This is a genomic window from Chryseobacterium sp. FH2 (assembly GCF_001045455.1).
Taxonomy (GTDB): domain Bacteria; phylum Bacteroidota; class Bacteroidia; order Flavobacteriales; family Weeksellaceae; genus Chryseobacterium.
On sequence record NZ_LFNE01000002.1, the window covers coordinates 87,655 to 97,689 of the forward strand.

A 10,035-nucleotide genomic window follows, 5' to 3' on the forward strand; every position below is an offset into this window, starting at 1 on the left:
AGAAATTAATATGAATCTCAAAAATATCTTTTTAGGAATAATATTAATGAGCTGTTCACAAATGGTGAACGCACAGTTTCTTTCCGCATCAGACACTTCGGAAAATAGTGTGAGAAAATATCAGCGAATCATTAGTTCGAATAAAGAAATAGTTGATTTTATCGAATATTCTCTTGCTGAAAAAGGTTTGCCGCGACATTTGAGAAACCTGGCTTTGATAGAATCTCATTTTAACAGAAATATTACTTCCGGAGCCGGAGCGGTGGGAGTTTGGCAGTTTATGACTTCTCATGCGAATCAGTACGGGCTTTCAGAGCAAAACCGTAATGATTTGTATAAGAGCACAAAAACAGCGGTAGTTTCTTTGACAAATCTTTATAAAAAATATAACAATTGGGTGACAGTAGTTGCAGCATACAATTGTGGAGAAGGAAATGTTGCCAAAGCAATGGCAGCAGCAGGATCTTCTCAGTACCATGTTTTTTATAAATATTTGCCGGAAGAAACCATTAATCACGTTAAAAAATATTTGAATGCCTGTTATGCAACAGGGGAATTACCAAGCGTTTTAAACAATTATAATTCTTCAAGAATGAATGCCGTATTTTTTGCAGGTTCAGGATCTAAAAAATATAATTCCAATTTATCTGAAACTGAAATTAATGCAGGTTTTAATTTGAATGTCATTGCAGACGAATTAGACGTTGACGTAAACAAAATTCTCGCATGGAATCCGGGAATTACTGAAGAACTTGAAAATAAAGGGGAAAGTATGTTATATCTGCCAACAGATTTGATGCCTGACTTTTTATTAAGAAAAAACAAAATACTTTCCCGATCGATAAAAGAGGGAAACATAATAAACACCAAACAATAAGCAAACACTAAGCGATAATGTTTAATCTATCCAAATTACAGGTAATATGAAAACAGAATCACAAAATATACTAAAAAGCCCTTCGTTCCGTCCATCACAAAATGCAGACGGAGTTTCTCAAAGTCATCACACCGGAATCAACAGGCTGGTGAAATTGTCTCTGGTTATCGAAGGTAAAGTTATTAAGTATTACAAGCATTTTAAGCTTACACAAAGCGCAAGACGTCACCATGAGTTTTTTCTTACCTTGGCGCATGATGCTTTGGGTGACAGACAAACCCATGCCTTGGAAGAAGCCAATAAGTTTTTAGGAAAACGTTTAACAGCTGTTATCTCCTACAAAGATATTGACAGCAGTCCGGAAAGAACTTTTGTGGGAATAATAACCGGAGTGGGTTTCAGCCAGGAGAAAATGAGTCTGGGAAATATTGTCTTGTCAGGTTACAGCCCTACGATATTGTTGGATGGCGCACCTCATATTCAAAGTTTTGGCGGTGATCAGCCTGTTAATATGGGAATCATTGCCGAGGCTGTTATCAAACAAGGAATTGATAAAAGCCGTTTTGATGTAAGAATTGATACCAATGATTATTCTCAAATCATTTACAGCAGCCAATATGATGAGACGCATTATAATTATCTGGCAAGAATGGCGGAAGCCTACGGAGAGCAGTTTTATTATGATGGTGAAGTTTTGCATTTCGGGAAACTTCCGGCTCAGAATAAACCTATAAAATTAATCTACGGAAGCAATGCCAATGATGTAAAAGTTGAATTAAAAGCTGTTCATACAAAACCTCAGTTTTATGGCTACAACAGCAGTAAAAATGAGAAATTAATTTCTGGAGAGACACCGATACAGCATGTTGGAGATTTAGCAAAGACAGCATATTCTCATAACGATAAGATTTATAAAACTCCTGCGCTTCAGGTGGCTCCAATCAAAGCATCAACACATCTTGATGTAGAATATTCTCAAAAAAGTACATCTGGAAGTGAAGCTGTAAGCGTATTTACATTATCAGGAAATACTACGGTTCCGTTTTTACATCCGGGTTGCGTGGTTGATGTTCAGATGAGAAAACCGGACACTAATGAAAGTGCTTATTTCACCAAAATTATGGTAACGGAAGTTTCTCATGAAATCGATACAATCGGCCATTACAAAGGAAGTTTTGAAGGAATTGCATCAGATACAGGATTTTTACCGAAACCGGAATTTAATGTTCCTAAAGCCGAACCACAAATTGCAACGGTAGTTTCCAATGCAGATCCCGAAGGTCAGGGAAGAGTACAGGTAAAATTTGACTGGCAAACAAATGATACGACTCATTTTATCAGGATGATGAGCCCTGATGCGGGGGGAACAGATCAGGTTTCTCAAAACAGAGGCTACGTTGCGATTCCCGAAGTGGGAGATCAGGTAATGGTAAACTTTGTTCACAGTCATCCGGACAGGCCGTTTGTAATGGGAGGAATGTTTCACGGAGCTGTTGGCCTTGGCGGAGGTGTTGATAACAGGGTAAAATCTATTCAAACCAGAAGCGGGCACAGAATCATTTTTACAGAAGATGAAAGCATCATTATTACGGATAAATCAGGTAACGAAATTCATTTGGATACCACAGGAAGCAATATTACAATTACTGCTCCTGAAACCATGACATTAAACTGTAAAAACATGAATATCAACGTTGGTGAAAATATGAATACCAATGTCGGAATGCATAAAACAGATTCAGTAACGCTGAATCATACAGAAAGTGTCGGAGCCCGAAAATATATTTCCACAGGTGCTGATTTTACTACAAATGTTGTCGGAAAACTAAGCAGCTATGTAAAAGGTGACATGGAAGTTTTTGGGGAAAAGGAACATAAACTTACAAGCCTTAAAGGTGTTGAAGTAAACAGTCAGGGAAAGGTAGAACATCACGCTGAAAAAGAAGTTCAGAACAATAGTGGAGAGAAATCTAAAAATCACTAAAAATGAGCATCGAGTATTTTGTAGAAGGTAAAACAACCACTCAAACGGGAGGTAATTACTTGACGTATGCCAAAGAAGGTATCGATCACAACAGTGCGGTTTCCGTTGAACAGAAAGGAAAAGATTCGGGAGTGAGTTATAATAAGGCTCAAACGGTAAACCCGAATGATAAACCGGTAAATTCTATCAATGTCACTTTAAATTTATTTTTTGACGGAACTCAAAATAATAAAACAAACACACAACTTGGAGGTAGTTTCAAAGAAGCCAGCAGCGATAAAGATGACAGCTACAATAATGAGTTTACCAATGTCGCAAGAGGATATGATGCAATTGATGCCAGTGCAGAAAATCAGGTTTCATGGTATATTGAGGGTATCGGAACTGAAGATAAAAAAAGTGACAGCATTCTAAAAGGCGTTGCACAGGGAACTGGAAGTACAGGTGTCGTTGCAAAAGTCGCCAAAGGCTGTAAAAAGGGTGCGGAAGCAATTTCGCAAAGATTTAAAAGTTTAAAAAAACCGATTAGCATTCTTACGGTAAACGTTTTCGGTTTCAGCAGAGGAGCCGCCGCCGCGAGACATTTTGTGCATGTTGCCAATTCTCCGGCTACTTTTACCTATCCTTTCGGAAGGCAGGTGTTACAGGTTTTTCCTCCCGAATCTATTGAAAAAGGAGTATTCACGCTTAATGATAAAGATGGTTCAAAAGCAAGTTTTATTAGTAAATATGGTTATTTTGGAGCGTGTCTTTTGGAACAGGAGTTAGATGTAAAACAGATAAAATTCAGATTTGCAGGGCTTTATGATACAGTGGCATCTTACGGGCTCAATCACAGAGGTGGCTGGGGAATTGATAACGATACCAAACAATTAGGTTTAGACACCATCGGCGGCGGTAAGGTAAATTTTGTTTTACATTTGGCTTCCGGTGATGAGTATAGAGATAATTTTGATTTAACGAATATCAACAGTACAGGACTTTACGGTCTGGAATTTACACTTCCCGGCGTTCACTCTGATATTGGCGGGTCTTATGGTGACGGAGATACGGAGATTTCTGTTTTATATTGTGATTCTTTCGATGTTTATCAAAATTACAAAACACATAAAGAATGTGAAGCATTCAAAAAAATTGTCGTAGAAGAAGGCTGGTACAGGGAAGATCAGCTGAAAATAAAATATTTCGATCAAAAAGATGTAAATTACGACAGATGGTGGAATAAAATTTCGCAGTATTACGGTTTGGTAGGAACGAGAAAGCTTTATAACAAATATGACAAAATTCCATTAAACCAAATGTTTCATTATTCTAAAAATAATGATGTTGTTTATATAGAGGACAGAATTACAGAAGATCATAGTATAAATGAAAGCTTTCTGCAAAAAGTTTATTCCCAGCTATCATCTTATATGAATGCCTGTAACGATATAAGAAATAAGTATGTAGATGAATATAATGCAGGTAAAAAACCTTCAAAATCAGACTATATTAATGATATTAAAAAATTATCGTATTTAGGACATATTGATCCTGAAGATTTAAAGACTTTAAGAAATGAATATCTGCATTGGTCGGTAAAAGCAAACCAAATTGGTTTGGATGCAAAACCCAATAATGATGCTCCGAAAGCAAAAGGTGCGCTTGAGGCCAAATTCAGAAAAAGATATATACAAGATGGATAAAACAGTATTGAAATTTTTATTTTTTTTTACACTCCTTGCCCAAAATATTAGTTGCCAAAAAATGAAAGAAGAAAAAAACGAAAAACTACCTGAATTTCAAGTAGAAATAAGCCACCCCAGAAACAAGCTGGATATAAGCCCTGTTGAGGATAAAATTATTACTCTGGAAGGTGTTGCTGCGAGCTTACCTTATGGTAGCACTTCGGGAGAATGGGGAAATTCGGGGAAAGGATGGACCGAGCAGTACGGAACTCCGATTGGTGCAGACATCAAGTATTTTTCAAGATATGAAGACACTTTTTATCATTTGAAAGTTGATTTTCCGGTTGATAAAATTAAAGAATATATGCAGCGTGCTTATGCCCAGAGTGAGGTTTCAATGTCGGAAGAATCGCTTCAGGAATATAAAATCTTAGGACGGAATGAAAGCTTTAACAGTGCTCAAAATCCCTATAATAGTTTTACGACACTGGTTTTTGGTTTTGCACCGAAAGGTATGGTAGTTGTCTGGCTTCGATATGGTATTGTTCAAATAGAATTGGGGAAATTTCAGGCAGAAATTATTAAAGATGATAAAGAGCTTGAAAAGAAATTTTTCTCAAAATTATCTGTTACAAGAGCAGAGTTAAAGCAAAACCGTTTTTTAGATATAAGTCCTAAAGAATGGGAAGATTACAGAATCAGATATAGTTGGAAACCTACGATTTCATCTGAAAATAAGAATCTTAAGAGATTTGAAATGAATATTATTTATTTCAATGGCGAAGCAGAAGCTATATTGCGGCCTTGGATTGACAATGTTCCGCTAAAAGACAGAGCAGTTCCTAAAGAAATTAATTTTACCTGGGAAACGGGTGCCAATCAGCAGTTCGTGGGAAGAGCTTATTTCAGTTGGGAAAAAGCTAATGAAATTTTCAGAAAAGCGGGAAGTAAAGGAAATTTAGAATTTAAAGTTTCTCAGGATAACAGCAGTTTTCAGATTCTTTTGAACGGTGAACCACTACCGGCGGACAGCACAAGGGTTTTTCAAACTGAAAGAGAGTTCCACGAATCTTATAAATAAGTTTTCAATTTTCTACAAATTAAAAATGACAGTTTTTCTAAATTGTCATTTTTTTTATTAAAATTTCTTTTTATTGTGTCTTAAAATTATCTTAATATTTCCCTTTTTAGTGTTAAAATTTAAATGTTTTAAGTTAATCAAAATCTTTTAAAACTATTATCAATAAAGGGTTTTTAAGGTTTAATTAAATCTAAAGTAGTAGAATTACTACACAAAGTCGTAGAAATACTACAAAAAATGAAATTTACATTTAAATCCTTTTGGGTTAAAATTAACCGTTCTATCTTTGCTTCACAATCAATCACCAAATCACAAAATATTAACGATTAAAATTTACAAAAATGGCAGCAAATTCAAGAGGAATCTTAAAATTCAACGGAGGAGAAGGTCAAAAATTATTGAGGCTAAATTATAGTGTTTCCAGATCAACAGACGTATCAGGTCGAGTAGCTTCAGATCCTTCTAACGCAATCATCAAGCTTACTATCGAGGCTACAGAAAAATCTGATGTATTAGAAAGTTTATTAAACGGAAAATACAAGCCTACACAAGGTGAAATTACATTCAACAAATCTCACGAAGAAGGAACTTTGATTACTCTGAACTGGGAAAACGGATATGTAATTCAGCACGAAGTAGATTTCGATGCAGTAGACGAAAACAGTATGTTGATCAGCTTCATCGTAAGCGCAGAAAAAATCAATTATGGTAATTCTGCATACGAAGGAATCTGGCCGGGTAACTAAAACCTACAATCATCTTAGTAAAAATAAATTTAGTAACAGAATAGTGTGCTCATTAAAGAGCTGGCTATTCTGTTTTTTTCTTTTTTGAAATGACATAATCTAAAATTTTATCAATTTATATACCTGTATATCAGTTATTTGTGATGAATTAGAGTTGAATCGTAGACAGTTTTTGGTCTTGAAATTCCAAAAATTTTCTAATGCTAAAAAACACCTTTCCATTATATTAACTTAAAAAAATAACACAAGATGTTTCAGGACGATAAATCATCAAAAATACCGACTTCCAAGATGGGAAAAAGCTCTGTAAATAGTGCGCAGATGGAGGATTTGGTAAAGAAAGAAATGGTAAACAAAGCCGGAGAGAAAATCCAGCAGAACGAAAAGGTTCAGAAAGTTACCCGGAAATTTTCTCAGGCTCAAGCATATACTGGCGTCATCCAAAGTTCATCCAATATGCTGATGAATCAGGTTTTACAACCAAACACGCCAAGCATCACAGAAGACAAATTCTGGTCAAAACAGCCTACCTCAAAAATCCATAACGCGGGAGCAATTCCTGAAAGCCAGATTATGGGAATCAATAGGGTGGTAAAACTTGAAATAGTGGTTGAAGGCAAAGTCATCAATCATTTTAAACATTTCAAACTGACTCAGAGTACAGTAAAGCACCATGAGTTTAGTTTAATGCTTTCCCACGATACATTGGGAAGCGCGGAAAACCATAATCTTGAGGAAGCCCAAAATTTTTTGGGAAAACGTGTTACTGTAATTTTCAGATATAAAGATGTAGAAGATGGCCCTGAAAGGAGTTTTGTAGGAGTGATTACAGAAGTGGGTTTCAGTCAGGAAAAAGGAAGTCTGGGAAATATTGTTTTAATGGGAAATAGCCCGACTGTGCTTTTAGATGCGGCTCCCCATATTCAGAGTTTTGGAGGGAAACAGGAAATTAGCTTAAACAGTATTGCAGATCAGGTAATAAAAGAAGGTTTGGGGCAAAACAAATTCGACTACAGAGTTGATGCCCAACACGGAAATGTTTCCTACAGTTCTCAATACGAGGAAACTCATTATAATTATTTAGCGAGAATAGCTGAGGCATACGGAGAGCAATTTTATTATGATGGTGAAGTTCTTCATTTCGGAAAGCTTCCTCCTCAGGAAAAGCCCGTAAAGCTTACCTATGGAAGCAGTGTAAATGATGTAAAAATCAAAATGAAGGCACAACACGTGAACCCTTCGTTTTATGGTTATAACAGCAGTAAGAATGAAAAGCTTACAACAGGGAATTCAAAAATAAATCATACTTCTGATATCGCTAAAAGAGCATATGAAATATCCGAAAAAACCTTTACAACACCATCTTTGAGGATAGCTCCCATAAAAGCTTCTTCTATGATGGATATTGATTCATCTCAAAAAGGAGCTGCAGGAAGTAAAGCGGCAGATGTCTTTGTTACGCTTGGAAGTACAACGGTTCCGTTTTTATATCCCGGTTGTGTTGCTGATATCGATATGCGTAAAACGGAAAGCAATGAAACATCATATTTCACAAAATTAATGATCATGGAGGTAACTCATGAGGTGGACGCAAGGGGCTATTATAATGGTAATTTTGAAGCAATTGCTTCCGATACCGGTTATATTCCTCGTCCGGAATTTCATGTTCCAAAGGCGGATGCTCAATTAGCAACTGTTATCTCAAATACAGATCCTCTGAATCAGGGAAGAGTTCAGGCTCAGTTCGACTGGCAAAATGGGCAGAGCAGCACAGAATTTATCCGTGTCATGACTCCGGATGGAGGAAGCAGTGAAAAAGTTAGCAAAAATCGTGGATTTATGGCCATCCCGGAAGTTGGGGATCAGGTTATTGTCAATTTTGTTCATCAGCATCCGGACAGACCTTTCGTCATGGGAGGAATGTTTCACGGAGGAATTGGTGGCGGTGGCGGAGCCGGGAATAATATTAAAAGTCTCAGCAGTAAAAGCGGTCATACCATAAGTTTAGATGATGGCGGAGGAATCACGGTGCGGGATAAAGATCAAAACAGTATGTTTCTGGACGGAGCCGGAAAGATAAATATTGACAGTAAAATTTCCATTACCCTGACGTGTGGGCAAAGCTCAATTTTCATGGATAAAGATGGAAATATTCAGATAAAAGGGAAAGAAATCATCATTCAGGGTGAAAATATTGGTGTTGGGGCAAAAACAAGCGTCGGCATAGGTGTTGGTCCTGAAGATGGAGATCCTACGTCGGGAATTGCAATTCAGTCGAGCACGCTGGATGTCGGAACAAAAACGCTTTCGATGGGAGCTGAAACTGAAGCAAACCTGAGCAGTCAAAAAATAAACATCGGCGGAGGAAGCGAAACTAATATTGTAAGTGGAACTGTAAAACTAAACTAGCATACATGAATCCCGTAGATTTGGAATTGGTGAAGATCAAAAGACAATGGAAAAACGTGGTTTCAAAAAATGAAGAAAAACCCATGTTTATCTGTCTTGGAGAAAAACATGAGACGGATTTGTTCGACGGATTCATAAAATCCAGAATGTCTGATGATTATGATGGGGATGATGTTTATTTGATTCATTATCAGGAATTTAATGGAAGTGATTCTTTCGGGCAATTATTATGGGAAGAATGGAAAGAGTTTTATGATGTTTTAGAAAAAAGTCATGAAAATATTCCCGGATGGGAAATGAGATATATTGACGAAAAGCTTGATACAGATGCGTATAAAGCATTTTATCCTTTAATAGATTTAAAGAAAAAATTTCCTCATTTAAAAGATTCAAAAATCTATTTATACATCGCTCCTGTAAGAATTAGTAATGTAGAAGAGCTGTCGCTTTGGGTGAAAGAATGGTGTAAACTGTGTAAAAAAGCAGAAATTAATGATATTAAACTAGTTTGGGCAGAACATCACGAATATAAAACATTGCCTAGTAATTCTTTAGCTCACAGTTTCAGAGTGGAAGTAGACATCCATCAGTTGATGCAGAACACTGCAGCCAATACAAACCGAAAGAAAAACAGTACTGATACAGATTTTCAACAGCAGATTCTGATTGCTAGTAATCATTTAAGCAAACAAAGATATAAAGAAGCCAAAAATTCATTAAAAACAGCGATAAAATTAGCTAAAGAACAAAAAAATAAAGAAGGAGAAATATCTGCTTATTTTATGTTGTCTCAAACTTACATTGCTGATGGAGAGAAAGGTAAGGCTGAACAAGCGTTCCAAACGATATTTAGTGAAGTTGAACCCAATTCACCATTGGAAATTCAGATGTATATGAACTATGGAAGTTATGTTTTGGGACATTCTAAAAAGCGCAAAGCAGAAGAAGCCTTTGAAAAAGCAGCCAATATCGCACAGCAAATCGGAGAATATGCAATGGCAATCGAATGTTATCGAATAATAGGTACTTTGAATGATACAGTTCTTACCAGAAACAAACTGATAGAATATTTTGAAAAATGTATTGAAATAGGAAGACAGCTGGAATCTGAAAAGCGGGATCAAAGCAGTTTACGGTTCGTAGCTTCATTATTAATGATAAAATACGAAGGTGACCAAGAAAAAAAGTCAGCTTTAGACAATGAAATGAAAAAATATTTTGGTGATGATTGGAAGGTAGAAGTAGAACAACCAAAATAGGTGAATCCTCAA

The 10,035-nt window shown here is 36.3% G+C and carries 7 protein-coding genes; all 7 read left to right on the top strand.

From position 1 onward, the window contains the following. The first annotated feature begins 10 nt into the window (after positions 1–10). A complete protein-coding gene (locus ACM39_RS03315; protein ID WP_048509612.1) occupies positions 11–877 on the top strand; it encodes a lytic transglycosylase domain-containing protein in 867 nt (288 codons plus the stop codon). A gap of 46 nt (positions 878–923) precedes the next feature. Beyond that, on the top strand, positions 924–2,861 hold the full coding sequence (locus ACM39_RS03320) for a type VI secretion system Vgr family protein (protein WP_048509613.1): 1,938 nt from the start codon (positions 924–926) through the stop codon (positions 2,859–2,861). A 2-nt stretch (positions 2,862–2,863) separates the two neighbouring features. Then, positions 2,864–4,546 (top strand): T6SS phospholipase effector Tle1-like catalytic domain-containing protein, encoded by a 1,683-nt coding sequence (locus tag ACM39_RS03325; RefSeq protein ID WP_048509614.1) that lies wholly within the window; start codon positions 2,864–2,866, stop codon positions 4,544–4,546. 61 nt (positions 4,547–4,607) lie between these two features. Then, positions 4,608–5,609 carry a DUF2931 family protein gene (locus ACM39_RS03330; RefSeq protein ID WP_228377048.1) on the top strand — a complete coding sequence of 334 codons (1,002 nt, stop codon included), beginning with the start codon at positions 4,608–4,610 and terminating at the stop codon, positions 5,607–5,609. Between the two features lie 341 nt (positions 5,610–5,950). Continuing rightward, on the top strand, positions 5,951–6,355 hold the full coding sequence (gene tssD, locus ACM39_RS03335) for a type VI secretion system tube protein TssD (protein WP_048509616.1): 405 nt from the start codon (positions 5,951–5,953) through the stop codon (positions 6,353–6,355). Positions 6,356–6,604: 249 nt separating this feature from the next. Beyond that, positions 6,605–8,764, top strand: a complete 2,160-nt coding sequence (locus tag ACM39_RS03340; protein ID WP_048509617.1) for a type VI secretion system Vgr family protein — start codon at positions 6,605–6,607, stop codon at positions 8,762–8,764. 5 nt (positions 8,765–8,769) lie between these two features. Next, a complete protein-coding gene (locus ACM39_RS03345; RefSeq protein ID WP_048509618.1) occupies positions 8,770–10,023 on the top strand; it encodes a tetratricopeptide repeat protein in 1,254 nt (417 codons plus the stop codon). Positions 10,024–10,035 lie beyond the last annotated feature (12 nt).